Origin of the sequence: Planomonospora parontospora (assembly GCA_014647935.1) — a bacterium.
Lineage (GTDB): Bacteria > Actinomycetota > Actinomycetes > Streptosporangiales > Streptosporangiaceae > Planomonospora > Planomonospora parontospora.
The window spans coordinates 12,126-30,226 of record BMQD01000036.1 but is presented as its reverse complement, the minus strand read 5'-3'; the positions used below and the strand labels follow the sequence as shown (position 1 = coordinate 30,226).

General features: G+C 73.2%; 17 protein-coding genes and 1 riboswitch. Of the genes, 14 read left to right on the top strand and 3 right to left on the bottom strand.

What is annotated here, in order from left to right; translation table 11 throughout:
- The first annotated feature begins 91 nt into the window (after positions 1-91).
- The 7 genes from ftsH to IEZ07_RS32130 all read left to right on the top strand — a co-directional run bounded on the left by ftsH (position 92) and on the right by IEZ07_RS32130 (position 5,456).
- Positions 92-2,086, top strand: a complete 1,995-nt coding sequence (ftsH, locus tag IEZ07_RS32160) for an ATP-dependent zinc metalloprotease FtsH (protein WP_191898250.1) — start codon at positions 92-94, stop codon at positions 2,084-2,086.
- 2 nt (positions 2,087-2,088) lie between these two features.
- On the top strand, positions 2,089-2,673 hold the full coding sequence (gene folE / locus IEZ07_RS32155; protein WP_444544039.1) for a GTP cyclohydrolase I FolE: 585 nt from the start codon (positions 2,089-2,091) through the stop codon (positions 2,671-2,673).
- Positions 2,674-2,877: 204 nt separating this feature from the next.
- Positions 2,878-3,678, top strand: a complete 801-nt coding sequence (folP, locus tag IEZ07_RS32150) for a dihydropteroate synthase (RefSeq protein ID WP_068902494.1) — start codon at positions 2,878-2,880, stop codon at positions 3,676-3,678.
- On the top strand, positions 3,675-4,118 hold the full coding sequence (locus IEZ07_RS32145) for a nuclear transport factor 2 family protein (protein WP_068902496.1): 444 nt from the start codon (positions 3,675-3,677) through the stop codon (positions 4,116-4,118). Before folP ends, IEZ07_RS32145 begins: the two co-directional genes overlap by 4 nt.
- Entirely contained in the window at positions 4,115-4,504 is a 390-nt protein-coding gene (folB, locus tag IEZ07_RS32140) for a dihydroneopterin aldolase (protein WP_373868900.1), read from the top strand. The genes IEZ07_RS32145 and folB overlap by 4 nt, the downstream gene beginning before the upstream one ends.
- Entirely contained in the window at positions 4,501-4,998 is a 498-nt protein-coding gene (gene folK, locus IEZ07_RS32135) for a 2-amino-4-hydroxy-6-hydroxymethyldihydropteridine diphosphokinase (protein ID WP_191898249.1), read from the top strand. Before folB ends, folK begins: the two co-directional genes overlap by 4 nt.
- Positions 4,995-5,456 (top strand): DUF3180 domain-containing protein, encoded by a 462-nt coding sequence (locus IEZ07_RS32130; protein WP_189237473.1) that lies wholly within the window; start codon positions 4,995-4,997, stop codon positions 5,454-5,456. The genes folK and IEZ07_RS32130 overlap by 4 nt, the downstream gene beginning before the upstream one ends.
- Before the next feature lie 58 nt (positions 5,457-5,514).
- On the opposite strand, the gene IEZ07_RS32125 is transcribed toward IEZ07_RS32130, so the two are convergent.
- Together IEZ07_RS32125 and IEZ07_RS32120 are read right to left on the bottom strand one after the other, a co-directional pair.
- Positions 5,515-6,696, bottom strand: a complete 1,182-nt coding sequence (locus IEZ07_RS32125) for an NADH-quinone oxidoreductase subunit D (protein ID WP_191898248.1) — start codon at positions 6,694-6,696, stop codon at positions 5,515-5,517.
- Positions 6,697-6,714: 18 nt separating this feature from the next.
- Positions 6,715-8,109 carry an aminotransferase class V-fold PLP-dependent enzyme gene (locus tag IEZ07_RS32120; RefSeq protein ID WP_191898257.1) on the bottom strand — a complete coding sequence of 465 codons (1,395 nt, stop codon included), beginning with the start codon at positions 8,107-8,109 and terminating at the stop codon, positions 6,715-6,717.
- A 117-nt stretch (positions 8,110-8,226) separates the two neighbouring features.
- Positions 8,227-8,342, bottom strand: a riboswitch (SAM riboswitch).
- 238 nt (positions 8,343-8,580) lie between these two features.
- Between IEZ07_RS32120 and IEZ07_RS32115 the strand changes: the two genes are divergently transcribed.
- Positions 8,581-9,354, top strand: coding sequence for a TerC family protein (locus IEZ07_RS32115; protein ID WP_191898247.1), 774 nt, complete (start codon positions 8,581-8,583; stop codon positions 9,352-9,354).
- 70 nt (positions 9,355-9,424) lie between these two features.
- The gene (locus IEZ07_RS32110; protein ID WP_191898246.1) at positions 9,425-10,624 is read left to right on the top strand and encodes a cytochrome P450; all 1,200 of its coding nucleotides are present in this window, start codon (positions 9,425-9,427) and stop codon (positions 10,622-10,624) included.
- Between the two features lie 145 nt (positions 10,625-10,769).
- Here IEZ07_RS32110 and IEZ07_RS32105 read toward each other — a convergent pair whose 3' ends face one another.
- Entirely contained in the window at positions 10,770-11,735 is a 966-nt protein-coding gene (locus IEZ07_RS32105; protein ID WP_191898245.1) for an SAM-dependent methyltransferase, read from the bottom strand.
- A 454-nt stretch (positions 11,736-12,189) separates the two neighbouring features.
- On the opposite strand from IEZ07_RS32105, the gene IEZ07_RS32100 reads away from it, so the two are divergent.
- The 5 genes from IEZ07_RS32100 (at position 12,190) to IEZ07_RS32080 (ending at position 18,065) form a co-directional block, all read left to right on the top strand.
- A complete protein-coding gene (locus tag IEZ07_RS32100; RefSeq protein ID WP_239320818.1) occupies positions 12,190-13,080 on the top strand; it encodes a Rossmann-like and DUF2520 domain-containing protein in 891 nt (296 codons plus the stop codon).
- The gene (gene panC, locus IEZ07_RS32095) at positions 13,071-13,937 is read left to right on the top strand and encodes a pantoate--beta-alanine ligase (protein ID WP_191898243.1); all 867 of its coding nucleotides are present in this window, start codon (positions 13,071-13,073) and stop codon (positions 13,935-13,937) included. Before IEZ07_RS32100 ends, panC begins: the two co-directional genes overlap by 10 nt.
- A 76-nt stretch (positions 13,938-14,013) precedes the next feature.
- Entirely contained in the window at positions 14,014-14,430 is a 417-nt protein-coding gene (gene panD / locus IEZ07_RS32090) for an aspartate 1-decarboxylase (protein ID WP_068902512.1), read from the top strand.
- A gap of 339 nt (positions 14,431-14,769) precedes the next feature.
- Positions 14,770-17,283: an L-aspartate oxidase gene (locus IEZ07_RS32085; RefSeq protein ID WP_191898242.1), complete on the top strand. Its 2,514-nt coding sequence runs from the start codon at positions 14,770-14,772 to the stop codon at positions 17,281-17,283.
- The gene (locus tag IEZ07_RS32080) at positions 17,283-18,065 is read left to right on the top strand and encodes a type III pantothenate kinase (RefSeq protein ID WP_191898241.1); all 783 of its coding nucleotides are present in this window, start codon (positions 17,283-17,285) and stop codon (positions 18,063-18,065) included. Before IEZ07_RS32085 ends, IEZ07_RS32080 begins: the two co-directional genes overlap by 1 nt.
- The last annotated feature ends 36 nt before the right edge of the window (positions 18,066-18,101 follow it).

Genomic DNA, 18,101 nt, shown 5'->3' with positions numbered 1-18,101 from the left:
GAGCGGTTAGGGATACCGCGAACCCCGGGTTCCGCCCGGGGTTGCCAGGCCTTGGTCAGGAAGGGACGGGCCCGCCGGGGTTCCGCATCGGATGGATCTCAAGCGATTTACACGTGGGCCACTGCTGTGGATCCTGGGCATCGTCGTGCTGCTCGTGCTCGTCAGCACGATGTGGAGCGGTGACGGCAACTACACGAAGGCCGACACCTCCCTGCTGATGGAGCAGATCCAGGCGGGGAACGTCAAGAGCGCCCGGGTCGTCGACAAGGAGCAGCGGGCGGAGCTGACGCTCGTCAATCCGGTGAGGGTCGCGGGCAAGGAGACGAACCGCATCCAGTCGCCCTGGGTCGACGGTCAGGGCGCCCAGATCATGAGCCTCCTCGAGGAGAAGAAGAAGGCCGGCAGCGTCAAGGAGGGTTACACCGCCGACGTGCCGCAGGAGAACTTCCTGCTCGGCCTGCTGGTCAGCTTCCTGCCGATCGTCTTCATCGTGCTGCTCTTCCTGTTCATCATGAACCAGATGCAGGGCGGCGGCTCTCGGGTGATGAACTTCGGCAAGTCGAAGGCCAAACTCATCACCAAGGACACCCCCAAGACCACCTTCGCCGACGTCGCGGGCGCCGACGAGGCCATCGAGGAGCTCCAGGAGATCAAGGAGTTCCTCCAGGCCCCGGCCAAGTTTCAGGCGATCGGGGCGAAGATCCCCAAGGGCGTCCTGCTGTACGGCCCGCCCGGAACCGGCAAGACCCTGCTCGCCAGGGCCGTCGCCGGTGAGGCCGGCGTGCCGTTCTACTCGATCTCCGGCTCGGACTTCGTCGAGATGTTCGTCGGCGTCGGCGCCTCGCGCGTCCGCGACCTGTTCGAGCAGGCCAAGGCGAACGCCCCGGCGATCATCTTCATCGACGAGATCGACGCGGTGGGCCGCCACCGCGGCGCCGGTCTCGGCGGTGGTCACGACGAGCGCGAGCAGACGCTGAACCAGCTCCTCGTCGAGATGGACGGCTTCGACGTCAAGGGCGGCGTGATCCTCATCGCCGCGACCAACCGGCCCGACATCCTCGACCCGGCGCTGCTGCGGCCGGGCCGCTTCGACCGCCAGGTCACCGTGGACCGCCCCGACCTGGAGGGCCGCAAGGGCATCCTCAAGGTGCACGGCCGCGGCAAGCCGTTCGCCGAGGGCGTCGACCTCGACATCATCGCCCGCCGGACGCCCGGGTTCACCGGCGCCGACCTGGCGAACGTGATCAACGAGGCTGCGCTGCTCACCGCCCGCGCGGACCAGAAGCTGATCACGATGGAGCTCCTGGAGGAGTCCATCGACCGCGTGATGGCGGGCCCGGAGCGCAAGACCCGCGTCATGTCGGACCAGGAGAAGAAGATCATCGCGTACCACGAGGGCGGTCACGCCCTGGTCGCGCACGCGCTGCCCAACTCCGACCCGGTCCACAAGATCACGATCCTGTCCCGCGGCCGCGCCCTCGGTTACACGATGACGCTGCCGATGGAGGACAAGTTCCTCGCGACCCGCTCGGAGATGATGGACCAGCTCGCGATGCTGCTGGGCGGCCGCACCGCGGAGGAGCTCGTGTTCCACGAGCCCACCACAGGAGCCTCCAACGACATCGAGAAGGCCACCTCCATCGCCCGCCGCATGGTCACCGAGTACGGCATGAGCGAGCAGCTCGGCGCCCGCAAGTTCGGCACCGGCAACGGCGAGGTCTTCCTCGGCCGCGAGATGGGCCACGAGCGCGACTACTCCGAGAAGATCGCCTCCACGATCGACGAGGAGGTGCGCAGGCTCATCGAGTCCGCGCACGACCAGGCCTGGGAGATCCTCGTCGAGTACCGCGACGTGCTCGACAACCTGGTGCTGGAGCTGATGGAGAAGGAGACCCTCTCCCGCGAGATGGTCCTCCAGATCTTCGCCCCGGTCGTGGTCAAGGAGCACCGCCCGTCCTACTCCGGGTACGGCAAGCGGCTGCCCTCCAACCGCCCGCCGATCCTGACCCCGAAGGAGCAGTCCGGCAACGGCGCGCTCCCCGCGGGCGCCGGCCATCCCGACACCGCGGCCAGGGACGGGAACTGAGCGTGGAGCCCCCCCTGCCCCTCCAGGTCGACCACGCCCGGATCGAGAGGGCCGTCCGCGAGATCCTGATCGCGATCGGCGAGGATCCCGACCGCGACGGCCTGCTGGAGACCCCGGCCCGGGTGGCCCGCGCCTACGCGGAGCAGTTCGCCGGGCTGGGCCAGACCCCGGAGGACGTGCTGACCAAGGTCTTCGACGTCGACCACGACGAGATGATCCTGGTGCGCGACATCGAGGTCTACTCGACCTGCGAGCACCACCTGGTCCCGTTCCACGGCGTCGCCCACGTGGGCTACATCCCGAACGACAAGGGCCAGGTGACCGGCCTGTCCAAGCTCGCCCGCCTCGTCGACGTCTACGCCCGGCGCCCCCAGGTGCAGGAGCGGATGACCTCGCAGATCGCCGACGCGCTCATGCGCGTGCTGGAGCCCCGCGGGGTCATCGTGGTGATCGAGTGCGAGCACCTCTGCATGACCATGCGGGGCGTGCGCAAGCCCGGCGCCAAGACCACCACCTCGGCGGTCCGGGGGAGCTTCCGCGACAGCGAGAAGACCCGGGCCGAGGCGATGGCCCTGATCCTCCGCTGATCGGGTGGGTCTGCTGATTCGTTATCGGAGAGGTGGACCCACGCCCCGGCCGGGCGTGCGCGAGCACCTAGGCTTGGCCGCATGACCACACCGCACGGGACAGCACCACCGGACCCGCGGGAAGGCGGCGGTCACCGGCCCCCCGGCGGCGACGCGCGGCGCCGTACCCTCCCGGGCCTGCCGGACGAGGGGCGCTGCCTGGTGATGGGCGTGGTCAACGTGACCCCCGACTCCTTCTCCGACGGCGGCCGCTGGTTCGACCGGTCGGCCGCCGTCCGGCACGGCCTGGAGCTCGTCGAGCAGGGCGCCGACATCGTGGACGTGGGCGGCGAGTCCACCCGTCCCGGGGCGGCGCGGGTGTCGTTGGAGGAGGAGCTGGCGCGGGTCGAGCCGGTCATCCGGGAGCTGAGCCGCCAGGGCGTCACGGTCAGCGTCGACACCATGCGGGCGGAGGTCGCCAGGGCCGCCGTGGACGCGGGCGCGAGGCTGGTCAACGACGTCAGCGGAGGCCTGGCCGACCCCGAGATGCCGAGGGTCGTGGCGGCCTCCGGCGTGGCCTACGTGGTCATGCACTGGCGGGGCCACAGCCACACGATGCAGAGCCGGGCCGTCTACGGCGACGTGGTGACCGAGGTCTGCGACGAGCTCGCCAAGCGGGTGGCCTCCGTGCTGGCCGAGGGGGTCGCGGAGGAGCAGATCGTCCTGGACCCGGGGCTCGGCTTCTCCAAGAACCCGGAGCACAACTGGGCGCTGGTCGCCGCGACGGAGCGGCTCGCCGGCCTGGGCCGCCCGCTGCTGATCGGGGCCTCCCGCAAGCGCTTCCTGGGCCGCCTGCTGGCCGGGCCGGACGGCGCCCCGCGCCCCTTCGGGGACAGCGACGCCGCCACGCTCGCCGTCACCGCCCTCGCCGCGCGGGCGGGAGCATGGTGTGTGCGGGTGCACGACGTACGCCCGAACGCGGACGCCGTCCGCGTGGTCGCAGCAGTCGAGGGAGCGAGAGCATGAGCGTCGACACCGCCGCCATAGAGGCGGTCAACCAGGCGTTCTACACCGCGATCGAGAACGCCGACCTGGACCGGATGACCGAGATCTGGGCCGAGGAGACCGGCGCCGAGCAGGTGGGCTGCGTGCACCCGGGCTGGCCGATCGTGACCGGCCGGGCCGAGGTGCTGCGCTCCTGGGCGCTCATCATGGCCAACACCCCCTACATCCAGTTCGTGCTGACGGACGTGAACGTCATGGTCCACGGCGACGTCGCCGTGCTCACCTGCGAGGAGAACATCCTCACCGCGGGCGACGAAGGTGATTCCAGTTTCGCCGCGGGCAAGGTGGTGGCGAGCAACACCTTCGTCAAGACGCCGGAGGGGTGGCGGCTCTGGCTGCACCACGGTTCACCGGTGCTGCAGACCGAGGACGACGAGGACGGGGAAGAGGGCGTGTCGTGACCGGAGCCGCAGACGGGGCCGTGGCCGGGGACCGGATCAGCGTGCGGGGCCTGCGGGCCCGGGGGCGGCACGGGGTGCTGCCGGCGGAGCGGGAGCTCGGCCAGGAGTTCGTCCTCGACGTCACCCTCTTCCTGGACACCTCGCCCGCCGCGGCGGCGGACGACCTCACCAAGACCGTGCACTACGGCGAGCTCGCCGAGGATCTGGTGAAGGTCGTGGAGGGCGAGCCCGTCGACCTGATCGAGACCCTCGCCCAGCGGCTGGCCGACGTGTGCCTGGCCCGCGAACGCGTCACCGCGGCGGAGGTGAGCGTGCACAAGCCCGCCGCCCCGATCCCGCTCCCGTTCGACGACGTGGTCGTGACGATCACCCGGAGCCGGGCATGAGGGCCGTGCTGGCGCTGGGCGGCAACCTCGGCGACCGGCTCGCCACGCTGCAGGGCGGGCTCGACGCGCTCGCCGCCACGCCGGGCCTCGACCTCGTCGCCGTCTCCCCGGTCTACGAGACCGACCCGGTCGGCGGCCCCGAGCAGGGCCCCTACCTCAACGCCGTCGCGGTCGCCGAGACCTCGCTCACGCCCCGGGAGCTCCTCGCCCGCGCGCAGGAGGCGGAGAACGCCTTCGGCCGGGTGCGGACCGAGCGGTGGGGGGCGCGCACCCTGGACGTCGACCTGATCAGCGTGGGCGAGGTCGTCTCCGGCGACCCGGAGCTCACCCTCCCCCACCCCCGCGCGCACGAGCGCGCGTTCGTGCTGGTCCCGTGGCTGCAGGCCGACCCAGACGCGACGCTCGGCGGCACGCCGGTCGCCGAGCTGCTGGCCGGGCTGGACAAGACCGGGGTACGGCTCCGCGCCGACCTGACCCTGCGGGGGCCCGCGTGACGCCGAGCCGTCCCGGCGTGCTCGCCGGGCTCACCGTCGTCTTCGCGATCCTGACCTGGGCGGTGCTCCAGCGGGTCTACCAGTTCATCCCGGCCGTGCCCTGGACGGCGATCCCGACGGTCCTGCTGCTCGCGCTCGGCGAGGCCCACACCGGCTGGATGACCAGGGCCAGGATCCGCCGCAAGCCGGGCACCAAGCCGGTCGAGCCGCTGGCCGTGGCCCGCCTCGTCGCCCTCGCCAAGGCCTCGGCGTACGGCGGCGCCGTCTTCGCGGGCGTCTTCGCCGGGTTCGCGTTCTACGCGGCCGGACTGCTCGACCAGGACACGCCGCGCCGCGACTTCTTCATCGCGGGCGGCTCGTTCCTCGGCTGCGTGGCGCTGGTCTGCGCCGCGCTCTACCTGGAGCACTGCTGCCGGGTGCCGGAGGACCCCGACGCCGCCCCCGACCGCCGGGGATGATCCGGGGGTGCGCCGGACGCCCGGCCGCTGCTCGCGGTCTCCCCGGCCACGGAGCACGCTACTTGTCGACGTCTCCGACCACGAAGAACATCGAGCCGAGGATCGCCACCATGTCGGCCACCAGGTGACCGGGGAGCATCTCGCGCAGCACCTGGACGTTGTTGAAGGAGGCCGAGCGGAGCTTCAGCCGCCACGGGGTCTTCTCGCCGCGTGAGACCAGGTAGTAGCCGTTGATGCCGAGAGGGTTCTCCGTCCAGGCGTAGGTGTGGCCCTCGGGCACCTTGAGCACCTTGGGCAGGCGCTGGTTGACCGGTCCTGGAGGCAGCTCGCGGAGCCGCTCCAGGCAGGCGTCGGCCAGGTCCAGGGAGACCTTCACCTGCTCCAGCAGCACCTCGAACCGGGCGTGGCAGTCACCGGCCGAGCGGGTGACGACCTTCACCGGCAGCTCGCCGTAGGCCAGGTAGGGGTCGTCGCGCCGCAGGTCGACGTCCACCCCGGAGGCGCGGGCGATCGGACCGCTCACGCCGTACTGCATGATCTGCTCCCGGGAGAGCACGCCGACGCCGCGCGTGCGGGCCGTGAAGATCTCGTTCCCCACGACCAGGTCCTCGATGTCGGGCAGCCGCCGCCGCACGTCCTCGACCGCCCCGGAGGCGCGGCCGAGCCAGCCCTCCGGGATCTCCTCCTTCAGCCCGCCCACCCGGTTGAACATGTAGTGCATGCGCCCGCCGGAGATCTCCTCCATCACGGCCTGGAGCGTCTCGCGCTCCCGGAACGCGTAGAAGACCGGGGTGATCGCGCCGAGCTCCAGCGGGTAGGAGCCGAGGAACATCAGGTGGCTGAGGACCCGGTTGAGCTCGGCCATCAGGGTCCTGGCCCAGACGGCCCTGACCGGGACCTCCATGCCCAGCATGCGCTCCACGGCCAGGACCACGCCCAGCTCGTTGGCGAAGGCGGAGAGCCAGTCGTGCCGGTTGGCCAGCATGATGATCTGCCGGTAGTCCCTGACCTCGAACAGCTTCTCCGCGCCGCGGTGCATGTAGCCCACGATCGGCTCGGCCGCGCTGATCCGCTCGCCGTCCAGCGTGAGCCGCAGGCGCAGCACCCCGTGCGTGGACGGGTGCTGCGGGCCGATGTTGAGGACCATGTCCTCGGTCGCGAGCTCCTTGCCGCCACCGGCACCGGCACCGGCACCGACCCCGGCGGCTCCGGCCCCGATTCCCACGACCCGTTCCGTCATAGGGGCCATGCTGCCACGTCAGCCGCGGGAGACAAGCTCCCGGAGGGCCCCGACGAGACGGTCGACGTGCTCGGCGGTGGTGCCGATGCCGATCGAGGCGCGCACCGCCGAGGCGGCGGTGTCCTCACAACCGCCGTCCTTGACGCCGCCCAGCAGGTGGCGGACGAACGGGTGGGCGCAGAACTTCCCGTCCCGCACGCCGATGCCGTACTCGTTGGAGAGCGCCTCGGCGACCTCGCGGGCGGTGCGGCCGTCCACCACGAAGGAGACGATGCCGACCCGGGGGTGGTCCGGGCCCCACAGGGAGAGCTCGTGCACGCCCTCGATCCCGGCGAGCCCCGCGCGCAGGCGGGCGAGCAGCCGTTCCTCCTCGCGCACCAGCGCGGTCCAGCCGGTGGCGGTGAGGGCGTCGCAGGCGGCGGCCAGGGCGACGGCGCCCAGCACGTTGGGGGTGCCCGCCTCGTGCCGGGCCTCGGGGTCGTCGTGCCACTCGACCTCCGCCGTGCCCGTGCCCGTTCCCGCCGTGTCCGCGGTCGCCGGGCTCGCGGTCGTCGGGGCCGCGGTGCCCGCGCCGCCGTGCACGGCCCGCACCGCCCCGCCGCCCCGCAGGTACGGCGGAGCCTCCGCGAGCCAGTCGGGGCGGCCGACGAGCACGCCCGTGCCGAAGGGCGCGTAGAGCTTGTGGCCGGAGAAGACCACGTAGTCCAGGTCGAGCGCGGTCAGGTTGAGCGGGCGGTGCGGGACGAGCTGGGCGGCGTCGACGAGGATGCGGGCGCCGTGACGGTGGGCGATGTGCGCCAGGGCGGCGATCGGCCAGAGCTCGCCGGTGACGTTGGAGGCGGCGGTCACCACGAGCAGCTTCGGGCCGTCGCGGTCCGCCAGGGCCGCCAGCGCCTCGTCGGCCGCGCGGACGGCCTCGCCGGGGAAGGCGGGGGGCGCCAGCCGTACGGCGTCGGCCCAGGGCAGCAGCGAGGCGTGGTGCTCGGTGTCGAAGACCACGACGGTGGTCCCCTCGGGCAGGGCGCGGGCCAGCAGGTTGGTGGCGTCCGTGGTGTTGCGGGTGAAGACCACCGCGTCACCGGGGCGGGCGCCGACGAAGGCGCGGACCGTGTGCCGGGCCTGCTCGTAGCGGGCCGTGGTGAGCTGGGAGGCGTAACCGGCGCCCCGGTGGACGCTGGAGTAGGCCGGGAGCGCGGCGGCGACCGCGGCGCTCACCGGCTCCAGACACGGCGCGCTGGCGGCGTAGTCGAGGTTGGCGTAGGGGACCAGCCTGCCGCCGCGGACGGGGACCTCCAGATCGGCGCCGAGCACCGCGGGGATCGGCCGTCCCTCCGGAGCCGCCGGGACTGCCTGCCCGGGGAGCGGGGCCGCCGGGACCGCGGCCGGGGCGGCGGTGGTCCGGTCAGCGGACACGGGGCGGGCTCCGGCGCCGGCGCTGGTGGGGGCGGGGGTGAAGATTCCGAGGACGGACACGCCAGGACTCCTTCGAGGTCATCGGACCCCAAGCCCTCGGGTGGCGTTGGTGCGTGGAGCCCGCGCTTGCCCGGCACACCTCGTGCCGGACCAGGTCCTCACCCGGGGCACCCCGCCGCGGACGCGAGGGTTGCCGGCCAGCGAGCCGGGGCTTGTCACTGGCACTCATGACCTACAGGCGAACTATAACCATCACCGGGCGCGGTTCCGCAAGTCGGCCGTTCCACCGGCCCGCCGGGCTCCGCGGCCCGCCGGGCTCCGTGACCTGCCGGGCTCCGTGACCTGCCCGGCTCGGTGACTCGCCCGGCGCCGGGATCATCCCGGCGATCGTGGGCAGGAACTACCGGCGTCCGCCGATCGTCTACGCGGCGTGACCCCACGGAACGGCACGACCCCGCGAAGGAGACGGCGATGGACTGGGTGACCGACCCGCAGATCTGGATAGGGTTCCTCACCCTCGTCGGCCTGGAGATCGTCCTCGGCATCGACAACATCATCTTCATCTCGATCCTGGCGGGCAAGCTCCCGCCCGAGCAGCGGGACCGGGCCCGCAAGCTGGGCCTGCTCGCCGCGCTGCTCAGCCGCCTGGCGCTGCTGCTGGCGCTGTCGTGGGTCATCCGGCTCACCCAGCCGCTCTTCGAGGTCGTCGGGCAGGAGATCTCGGGCCGCGACCTGATCCTGATCCTGGGCGGCCTGTTCCTGATCGGCAAGAGCGTCTTCGAGGTCCACGACAACCTGGAGGGCAAGTCCGGCCACGCCGGGGGCAGGGTGGCCGCCTCCTTCGGGGCGGTGATCTTCCAGATCATGATCCTGGACATCGTCTTCTCGCTCGACTCGGTGATCACCGCGGTCGGCATGGTGGACGAGATCGGGGTGATGGTCGCGGCCGTCGTCGTCTCGGTCCTGGTGATGCTGTTCGCCTCCGGGCCGATCAGCCGCTTCGTGGACAGGCACCCGAGCATCAAGATGCTCGCGCTGTCCTTCCTGATCCTGATCGGCGTCGTGCTCCTGGCCGAGGGCTTCGAGCAGCACATCCCCAAGGGCTACGTCTACTTCGCGATGGCCTTCTCGCTGCTGGTGGAACTGCTCAACATCCGCGTGCGGAGCAAGGCCGGGGCCGAGGAGCCGGTCGAGCTGCACCACCGCTACGAGGAGGGCGGGACGGACAGGCCCACCGGCGCCTGACCGGGATACCGCTGCGAAGAGGGCGGGACGGACAGGCCCACCGGGGTCTGACCGGGATTACGATGCCGGTGTGAAGTTTGATCCCTGGAGTCCGGAATTCGTCGCCCACCCGTACGACGTCTACGCCGAGCTGCGGCGGGAGCGGCCGGTCGGCTTCTTCGAACCGACCGGCCAGTGGCTGGTCGCCCGGCACGCCGACGTCAACGCGCTGCTCCGCGACCGCAGGCTCGGCAGGTCCTACCTGCACGTGGCCACCCACGCGGAGTTCGGCAGGCCCGACGACCCCGGCTTCCAGGACCCGTTCTGGCGGGTGATCCGGGCCGGGATGCTCGACGTCGAGCCGCCGGTGCACACGCGGCTGCGGCGGCTGGTGTCCAAGGCGTTCACCCCGCGCATGGTCGAGGCCCTGCGCCCCAAGGTCGCCGAGCTCGCCACCGGGCTCGTCGACCGGTTCGCCGAGAGCGGCGGGGGCGACCTCATCGCCGAGGTGGCCGAGCCGCTCCCGGTGACCGTGATCGCCGAGATGCTCGGCGTGCCCGAGGCCGACCGGCACCTGCTCCGGCCCTGGTCCGCCGACATCTGCGGGATGTACGAGCTCAACCCCTCCATCGAGGCCCAGCACACCGCCGTGCGCGCCGCCTCGGAGTTCTCCGACTACCTCGTGGGGCTGGCCCGCCACCGGCGGGAGCACCCCGGCGACGACCTGATCAGCGCGCTGGCGCAGGTCGCCGACGGGGGCGACGCGCTCACCGAGGAGGAACTGGTCGGCACCTGCGTCCTGCTGCTCAACGCCGGGCACGAGGCGACGGTCAACGTCACCGGCAACGGCTGGTGGTCCCTCTTCCGCAACCCCGCCGAACTGGAGCGGCTCCGCGCCGACCACGGCCTGCTGCCGACCGCGATCGAGGAGCTGATGCGGTGGGACACCCCGCTGCAGATGTTCGAGCGCTGGGTGCTGGAGGACATCACGGTCGGCGGGGTGGACATCCCGCGCGGCAGCGAGGTGGCCCTGCTGTTCGGCTCGGCCAACCGCGACCCCGAGGTGTTCGACGACCCCGACCGCCTGGACGTGGGCCGGGCGGACAACCCGCACATCTCCTTCGGCGCCGGCATCCACTTCTGCCTCGGCGCGCCGCTGGCCCGGATCGAGCTCGCCGAGTCGTTCGGCGCCCTGCTGCGCCGGGCCCCGGCGATGGAGCTCGCCGCCGAGCCCGTCTGGGGGCCCGGCTACGTCATCCGCGGTCTGGAGTCCCTCCAGGTCCGCGTCTGACCCCGGGTCCCGGCTGAACGGCGTCCGCATCCGGGACGCGTCCGAAGCCGTGTCCGGGGTGCGCACGGCCGCGGAGCCCGGCTCCGTGGGTCCCGGCTCCGTGGGTCCCGGCCCGGTCCGTGAGGCGGCCGGACGGGCCGGACGCTCAGCGGCACTCCTGGACGAGCCAGCCGAAGCCGCCCAGCCCGCCGGGATCGAGCAGCTCCGCCTCCTCCGAGGCCCGCACCAGGGCGCGGAGATAGCCGTGCGGATCGGTGCGGGCGAGGTCGGCCGGGGGCCGGGTCCCGGTGAGGCCGAGGGCGCGCAGTGCCTCGCGCTGCGTGGTCAGCGCGGCGGTGGCGGCCCCGGCCCGTTCCCCGGCGGCCGCGCAGGCGTCCAGGGCGACGTGCGCGGTGATGTCGCAGGATCCGTCGGGCACGGGCGGGACGGCCGCGCCGTCGCGGTAGCCCGCCAGCGTGCCGTACGGCGGGCGGCCGCCCGAGGCGTGCGCGTAGTCGACGGCGATCGCACGCCCCTGCGCCAGCCGTGCGACGACCCGCGCCCAGGCGTCGTCACGGGGCGCGCCGATCTCCGCCCGCTCGCCCGCCGCCCGCATCGGCCACCAGCGGTCCAGCCAGGCCAGGTCGGCCGCCGCGGGCCGGTCGCCGAGCCGCTCCTCGCCGGTCGCGGGATCGACCAGCACCAGCCGCGGCCCGTCCGGGGTCTGCTCGGCGACGTCCACCGGCACGTTGTCCAGCCACTCGTTGGCGATCGCCAGCCCGCGGATCCGGTCCGGCGGGACGGGCGACCAGACGATCTCCGCGGGCAGGCCGGGCGGCCGGGGGGCCAGGTCCACCGCGGTCGGCCGGAGCCTGGCCCGCAGGTCCGCCGGAGCGAGCGCCGCGACCCGCGCGGCCAGGGTGCCCTCACCGGCGCCGAGGTCCACCAGATCGACCTCGGGCGGCCGCCCGAGCGCGTCGTCCACCGCCAGGAGCTCGCGCAGCACGGCCTCGGCGAACACGGCGGAGGCGCCGACCGAGGTCCGGAAGTGCCGGGAAGGGCTCTCGCGCAGGTAGAAGCCGTTCTCGCCGTAGAGCGCCCGCTCGGTCGCGGCGCGCCAGCTGAGCCACATGATCGGAGACGTTACCCGCCTCTCCGAGGGATTCACATGAGACGGGGATGACACGCCGGGTGAACGGGTTACCGCTCCCTGTAATCACTTTGCGTTAACGTTGCTCACGCCGGTGGCGATCGGTGCCCGGCCCGCTCCCCCAGCGGGCGCGGTCCCGGTGCCCTCCGGCAGCGCTGATCACTCGTGTCGGCATCATCGGGCGCCGGGCCCTGGGGAACGGTCCGGCGCCCGCCGCCGTCTCCGGGCGGCCCTCCGGCACGGTGGCCCGCGGTGCGACGAGCCCCTGGCGTGGACGACGTCGATGGCGCGGACGGCATGAGGTCTCCGGCGCGCGGTGGGATCGCCGCCCCGACGCCACAGCCCCGGGCGGGTGCCGTGACGCCACCGTCGGGGTTCGGCCCGTTACTCTGGACGACTGGGCATGCAGCTCCATGTTGGCGAAGGACGGGACATCGTGGACACAGGTGATCGCCCGGCGCGGCTGGCAGTCGGGGTGCTCGGAGCCGGACGGGTCGGCTCGGCGCTCGGCGCCGCCCTGGCGAGGGCGGGTCACCGGCTCGTGGCCGTCAGCGGCGTCTCCGACGCCTCCAGGCGCAGGGCGGCCGACCGGCTGGGCCTGGCTCCCAGCGGTCCGGAGGACGTGGTGGCCCGCGCGGACCTCGTCCTGCTCACGGTCCCCGACGACGTGCTGCCCGGCCTGGTCGCCGGCCTGGCCGAGACGGGCGCCGACCTGCGCGGCAAGCTGCTGGTCCACACCAGCGGCGCGTACGGCCTGGCGGTGCTGAACCCGGCGGTCGAGCGCGGGGCGCTCCCGCTGGCGCTGCACCCGGTGATGACCTTCACCGGCAGGGACGACGACCTGAGCCGGCTGACCGGCATCACGTTCGGCGTCACCGCGCCCGAACCGCTCCGCCCGGTGGCCGAGGCGCTGGTCATCGAGATGGAGGGCGAGCCGGTCTGGATCGAGGAGCGGGACCGGGCGCTCTACCACGCGGCCCTGGCGAACGCGGCCAACCACATGGTCACGCTCATCGCGGAGTCCTCGGAGCTGCTGCGGAAGATCGGCGTGGACGAGCCGGGCCGGATGCTCGGCCCGCTGCTCGGCGCCGCCCTGGACAACGTGCTCCGGCTCGGCCTGGCCGGGCTGACCGGTCCCGTGGTGCGGGGCGACGCGGGCACGGTCCGCAAGCACGTGGACGCGCTCATCCTCGCCGCCCCCGAGGCCGCGGACGCCTACGTGGCCCTCGCTAGGCTCACGGCGGACCGGGCGCTCGCGGCCGGGCTGCTCAAGCCCGAGGCCGCCGAGCGCCTCCTGGACGCCCTGGGAGGGAACATATGGACCTGATCGTGGCGGGTGACCGCACCGAGCTGGCCGAGGCCCGCCGGACGCTGCGCGTCGGCCGCGAGGTCTCCGACGGCAGGGCCGGCCTGGCGCTGGTGCCGACCATGGGGGCCCTGCACGAGGGCCACCGCTCGCTCATGCGGCTGGCCCGGGAGCGGGCCGACCGCGTCGCGGTGAGCATCTTCGTCAACCCGCTGCAGTTCGGCCCGGGGGAGGACTACTCCCGCTACCCGCGGACGTTCGACGCCGACCTGGAGGTGTGCGCGGCCGAGGGCGTGGACGTCGTCTTCGCCCCCGCAGCCGAGGACCTGTACCTGCCGGACCGGCAGGTCGGCGTGACGGCGGGCACGATGGGCACGATCGTCGAGGGCGCCTCCCGGCCGGGGCACTTCGACGGCATGCTGACCGTGGTGCTCAAGCTGTTCAACCTGGTCCGGCCGGACGCGGCGGTGTTCGGCCGCAAGGACGCCCAGCAGCTCGCGCTGATCCGCCGGATGGTCCTCGACCTCGACCTGCCGATCGAGATCGTGGGCGCCCCCACGGTCCGGGAGGCGGACGGCCTGGCGCTGTCCAGCCGCAACCGCTACCTGTCGGCGGAGGAGCGGCGCTCCGCGCTGGCCTTGTCCAGGGCGCTGTTCGCGGGCGCGGAGCAGCCGACCCCGGCGGAGGTCCGCCGGGCGGCGCGCGCGGTGCTGGACGCCGAGCCGGGAGTGGCCCTCGACTACCTGGTCCTGGTGGACCCGGCGACCTTCACCGAGGTGCCCGACGACCACACGGGGGAGGCGGTCCTCGCCGTCGCCGCGAAGGCGGGGACTACCCGCCTGATCGACAACGTTGTTCTGACGCTGGGCCGACCGTAGTCTGGTACCGCTCTGCAATCCCCTGTCCGGCGTGCACGCCCGTGAGGCGGCGCGACCTTCGAAAGGTGAACGGCGCATGCTCCGAACCATGCTCACCTCCAAGATCCACCGTGCCACCGTCACCCAGGCCGACCTGCACTACGTGGGGTCGGTCACCATCGACGAGGACCTGCTGGACGCGGCCGGGCTGCTGCCCGGGGAGCAGGTCCACATCGTGGACATCGACAACGGCGCGCGCCTGGTCACCTACACCATCGCCGGGCCCAGGGGCTCGGGCGTCATCGGCATCAACGGCGCCGCCGCGCGGCTCGTCCACGAGGGCGACCTGGTGATCATCATCGCGTACGGCCAGATGGAGGACGCCGAGGCCAGGACCTTCCGGCCCCGGGTCGTGCACGTCGACCGCGGCAACCGCGTCATCGATCTCGGCGACGACCCGGCCGAGCCGGTCCCCGGCTCCGCCGGCCTGCGCGGGGACCTCGTCTCCGGCTGACCTCCCGCCGGGGGGTTCCCGGCTCCGCCGGCCTCCGAGGAGGCCCGTCCCCGGCCGGCCTCTCCTCGAGGGCGGTCCCCGGCTCGGCCGGTCCGCGCGGGGGATCCCGTCTCCGGCCGGCCTTCCGGGCCGCTCCGCGCCTTTCCCGGCCTCCTCCCCGGACCCCGCCGGCCCGGGGAGGAGATCTCCTGCCGACCCGGGGAAGCCCCGGCCTCCGCGGGGCGTTATCGTCATGGTGACGAAATCCGTGGACCCCCAGACCTCCACGGGCCCGCTCGGAGGCTCCGGTCACGGCCTCCGGGCCGCGACGCACGGCGTCGCAACAGACAGGAGGCGACCATGAGCATCCCGATCCCCCGGAAACTGACCGCGCCCGAGCCGGGATGGACGGTCGAGGCGGACGTGGTCGTGGTCGGCTCCGGGATCGCGGGCCTGACCCTGGCGCTCCGCCTGGCGGCCCTCGACCCCGCGGCGAAGGTCCTGGTCGTCACCAAGGACGTGCTCTCGGCGGGCTCCACCCGCTGGGCGCAGGGCGGCATCGCCGCCGTGCTCGACCCCGCCGACACCGCCGAGGAGCACCTGCACGACACGCTCGTCGCGGGGGTCGGCCTCTGCGACACCGAGGCGGTCCGGGTCCTGGTGACCGAGGGGCCGGACGCACTGCGCGGGTTGATCGCCGCGGGCGCCCGGTTCGACACCGACGCCGAGGGCGGGCTCCAGCTCACCCGCGAGGGCGGTCACCGGCGCAACCGCATCGTGCACGCGGGCGGCGACGCCACCGGGGCCGAGGTGCAGCGCGCGCTCGTCGCCGCGGTCCGGGCGTCGGAGATCGAAGTGATCGAGCACGCGCTCGTCCTGGACCTGCTGAAGGACGCGCACGGCCGCGCGGCCGGGGTGACCCTGCACGTGATGGGCGAGGGCTCGCGCGACGGCGTGGGCGCCGTGCGGTCCCGCGCCGTGGTGCTCGCCACCGGCGGGATGGGCCAGGTCTACGCCGCCACGACCAATCCGGCGGTCTCCACCGGGGACGGCGTCGCGCTCGCGCTGCGGGCCGGGGCCGTCGTGCGCGACCTGGAGTTCGTCCAGTTCCACCCGACCGTGCTCTGGCTGGGCGAGGACTCCACCGGCCAGCAGCCGCTGATCTCCGAGGCGGTCCGCGGCGAGGGCGCGGTGCTGGTCGACGCCGACGGCGTGCGGTTCATGAAGGACGTGCACGAGCTCGCCGACCTGGCGCCCCGGGACGTGGTGGCCAAGGCGATCATGCGGCGGATGCGGGAGACCGGCGCCGAGCACATGTACCTCGACGGGCGCCACTTCGGCGAGGAGAAGTGGCGCACCCGCTTCCCGACGATCCACGCGGTCTGCCTGGAGCACGGGATCGACCCGGTCACGCAGCCGATCCCGGTCGCCCCGGCCGCCCACTACGCCAGCGGCGGCGTCCGCACCGACCTGCACGGCCGTACCAGCGTGCCGGGCCTGTACGCCTGCGGCGAGGTGGCCTGCACCGGCGTGCACGGCGCCAACCGGCTGGCGTCCAACTCCCTGCTGGAGGGCCTGGTCTTCGCCGAGCGGATCGCCGCCGACGTGCACGCCGTACGGCCGGCGCCCGGCGAGCCGGTGACCGACGACAGGACCGCCGGGCTGGTCGACCCGCGGGCCCGGCCGCGGATCCAGGCGCACATGAGCCGGGGCGCGAGCGTGCTGCGCAGCGAGAGGAGCCTGGGCGAGGTGAGCCGCGCCCTGGTGAACTCCCGCTGGACGCCGGTGGCGGTCGAGCCCTGCACCGAGTCGTGGGAGGCCACCAACCTGCTCACCGTCGCCTCCGCCCTGGTGGAGGCCGCCCGCGCCCGCGAGGAGACCCGTGGGTCACACTGGCGGGAGGACTTCCCCGACCGCGACGACCACCGGTGGCTGAGCCACATCGACGTGACCCTGACAGGGGAGGGAATGATCATGAACCATCGTCCGCACGGGGGCGCGGTGCCCGCGCACCTGGCCGAGGAGCTGACCGCGGCGGGGCTGGAGCCGGCCGAGGTGGGTGCCGTGATCGAGGCCGCGCTCCGGGAGGACCTGCAGGAGGCCGGCGACGTGACGAGCATCGCCACGATCCCCGCCGGGCAGACCGCCACCGCCGACGTGGTGGCCAGGGCCGACGGGGTGGTCGCGGGACTCGCGGTCGCGGAGGCGGTGTTCGCCCGGCTCGGCGCGGGCCGTACCGAGCGGCACGTCAAGGACGGCGAGCGGGTGGAGCGGGGCGACGTGCTGATGACCGTCACCGGCACCACCCGGGACCTGCTGACGGCCGAGCGGACCGCGCTGAACCTGCTCACCCACCTGTCCGGCGTCGCCTCGCTCACCGCCCGGTGGGTCCGGGCGGTCGAGGGGACCGGCGCCCGGATCCGCGACAGCCGCAAGACCCTGCCGGGCCTGCGCGCGCTGGAGAAGTACGCCGTCCGGGCGGGCGGCGGGGTCAACCACCGCATGTCGTTGTCGGACGCGGCACTGATCAAGGACAATCACGTGGTGGCCGCGGGCGGGGTGGCCGAGGCGTTCCGTGCGGTCCGCGACGCCTATCCCGGCCTGCCGATCGAGGTCGAGGTCGACCGGATCGACCAGATCGAGCCGGTGCTGGCGGAGGGAGCGGAGGAGATCCTGCTGGACAACTTCACCGTTCCGCGGCTCCGCGAGGCCGTGCGCCTGGTCGGCGGACGGGCGCGGCTGGAGTCCAGCGGGGGGTTGACCTTGGAATCGGCCCGTGACGTGGCCGAAACCGGTGTTGACTACCTTGCGGTGGGCGCGCTCACGCACTCGGCGCCGGCCCTGGACATCGCCTTGGACCTTCGGGGGAACTGATGCTGCTCGCCATCGACGTAGGCAACACTCACACCGTTCTCGGCCTGTTCGAGGGCGAAGAGGTCATCGAGCACTGGCGGATCGCCACCGACGCCCGGCGCACGGCCGACGAGGTCGCGGTCGTGCTGCAGGGGCTGCTGGCGCAGTCGCCGCTGCTCAAGGGGGCCGACGTCGACGGCATCGCGCTCTGCTCCACGGTGCCGTCGGTGCTCAACGAGATGCGCGAGATGTGCCGCCGCTACTACGGCGACGTGACCGCGGTGGTCGTGGAGCCCGGCGTGCGCACCGGGGTGCCGGTCCGGATGGACAACCCGAAGGAGGTCGGCAGCGACCGCATCGTCAACGCGCTGGCGGCCATCCAGCTGTACGGCGGGCCGTGCATCATCGTCGACTTCGGGACCGCGACCTCCTTCGACGCCGTCTCCGCCAAGGGGGAGTACGTCGGGGCGGTCACCGCGCCCGGCATCGAGATCTCGGTGGACGCGCTGGCGGCGGCCGGGGCGCAGCTGCACAAGGTGGAGCTGATCCGGCCCCGGTCGGTGATCGCGAAGAACACGGTCGAGGCGCTCCAGTCCGGCATCATCTACGGCTTCGCCGGCCAGGTGGACGGGATCGTGGAGCGGATGGCGGCCGAGCTGGCCGAGGACCCGGACGACGTCACGGTGGTCGCGACCGGCAGCGCGGCGCCGCTCGTGGTCAGCGAGTCCGCCTCGATCGACGTGCACGAGCCGTGGCTGACGCTGATCGGACTCCGGCTCATCTACCACCGCAACACCATGTAGCCGGGTACGGTCCGGGCGCGGATCGGAGATACGTGC